This is a genomic window from Ornithinibacter sp. (assembly GCF_035443565.1).
GTDB lineage: Bacteria > Actinomycetota > Actinomycetes > Actinomycetales > Dermatophilaceae > Fodinibacter.
This window is the reverse complement of sequence record NZ_DAORSO010000057.1, coordinates 13,898-15,664: the sequence shown is the minus strand read 5'-3', so window position 1 is coordinate 15,664 and position 1,767 is coordinate 13,898. Positions and strand designations below refer to the sequence as shown.

The window sequence follows — 1,767 nt, the reverse complement described above, 5'->3', positions numbered from 1 at the left end:
CCCAAAATGCCGGTCAGATCGAACCGGGCACCGTCCTGGAGGCCGAGCCGGAGCGCGCTCACGCGGGGGTGGGCTCAGCGCCCTCTAGAGTGGATCGGGTGAGCCCAGCCGACGGAGTGCGAGCCACCTGGCTCGGGCACGCGAGCGTGCTTCTCGACCTCGGTGGCGTCCGCCTGCTCACCGATCCGCTGCTGCGGCCGCGTCTGGGACCGCTGCGTCGCCGGCACGACCTGCCGGTGCACCGCCACGTCGACGACGTCGACGCCGTGCTGCTCAGCCACCTGCACCACGACCACGCCGACCTGCCCTCGCTGCGGCGGCTGGGCGACATCCCGGTGGTCACCGAGCGGAGCAACGTGCCCTGGCTGGACAAGAACCGGCTGGGGATCGGGGATGCCGCCAGCGATGACTGGCACCCCATCGCCCCCGGGGTCGAGGTGCTCCTCGTCAGGGCCGACCACGAGGCCCGTCCCATGCCGCACCGGCCGAACGGCGCCACCGGGATGCTCGTGCGTGGCGGCGGGGTCGTCGTGTGGTTCGCCGGTGACACCTCGTTGCACCCCGACATGGACCTGCTCCCCCAGCTCGCCGGCGCCCCGATCGACCTGGCCCTGCTCCCCGTCGGCGGGTGGGGACCGCGGCTCTCCCCCGGTCACATGGGACCGGCAGAGGCGGCCGAGGCAGCCGTGCGCAGCGGTGCCCGCCACGTGCTGCCGATCCACTACGGCACGCTGCACCCCTCCGGCTGGCCGACCTCACGCCTGGCCTGGACCACCGACCCCGGCCACCGCTTCGCCGACGACCTGCGGGCCGTCTCGGATGCCGTCGCGCACGTCCCGGCGGTCGGCGCCGCCGTCACGATCCGCGCGCCGCGCTGACCAGCTCCCACAGTGCTGCCGCCGTCTCGTGCGGGTGGGTCAGCGGGAAGACGTGCAGCCCGTGGCGCACGGTGACCACGCGCACCCACCGGGCGCTGACCGCGGCCCGCGCGTAGCGCCGGACGTCGACGCGAAGCTGGTCGAGCTGGCCGTTGACGAGCAGCACCGGGCAGGTCACCTCGCCGAGCATCGCCGGCCGGCAGTTGCCCATGACACCAGCCCACGCGGCCGGTATGCCGTCGAAGCCGTAGCCGGCCTCCTTGATGACGGCCGCGAGCTCCTCGGGCAGCATCGCGGCGAACTGCCGGTCCAGCGCCCGCGACATCCGGTCGACCCCCAGGCGCTGCTCGGCCGAGGCGATGCTCCGGTACAAGGCGGCCCCCGGCCCCGCCGGTACCGCCGACGACCCGAGCAGGCCGAGCCCGGACAGGCGCTGCGGGTGGGCCGCGGCATACGCCATCGCCAGGTACCCCCCGAGGCTGTGCCCCACGAGGACGACGGGCACGCCGGCAACACCACCCTCGACGGCCTCCCCCACGACCCCGAGCGCGTGTTCCCACGTGAACGCCTCGTCCCGACGGGTGCCGTGTGCCGGCAGATCAGGAACGGCGAGGTCGACATCGGGCCCGAGCAGGGTGGCGTAGCGGGTCCACTGCGCCGCGCTCAGCTGGGAACCGTGGACGAGGACGACACGCACCTGACCAGCCACCCGACCATCCTCCCCCAGCGCGGCATCCGATCGGTGCTTGGATGGCGGGATGAGCGCCCTGGTGACCGCCGCTGACCTTTCCGACGACCTGTCCCGACGGGCCGTGAAGGTCATCGACGTGCAGTACAACCTGCGGGGGACCCCGGGCCGCGAGCTGTACGCCGCTGCGCACCTTCCGGG

Annotated in this window: 2 protein-coding genes; one reads left to right on the top strand and one right to left on the bottom strand. The window is 73.8% G+C overall.

Annotated features, from left to right (window positions below):
• Nucleotides 1–98 precede the first annotated feature (98 nt).
• On the top strand, nucleotides 99–878 hold the full coding sequence (locus PLL68_RS08065; RefSeq protein WP_324533258.1) for an MBL fold metallo-hydrolase: 780 nt from the start codon (nucleotides 99–101) through the stop codon (nucleotides 876–878).
• On the opposite strand, the gene PLL68_RS08060 is transcribed toward PLL68_RS08065, so the two are convergent.
• Nucleotides 856–1,587, bottom strand: coding sequence for an alpha/beta fold hydrolase (locus tag PLL68_RS08060; RefSeq protein WP_324533257.1), 732 nt, complete (start codon nucleotides 1,585–1,587; stop codon nucleotides 856–858). The two genes, PLL68_RS08065 and PLL68_RS08060, sit on opposite strands and share 23 nt — an antisense overlap.
• Nucleotides 1,588–1,767: the final 180 nt, after the last annotated feature.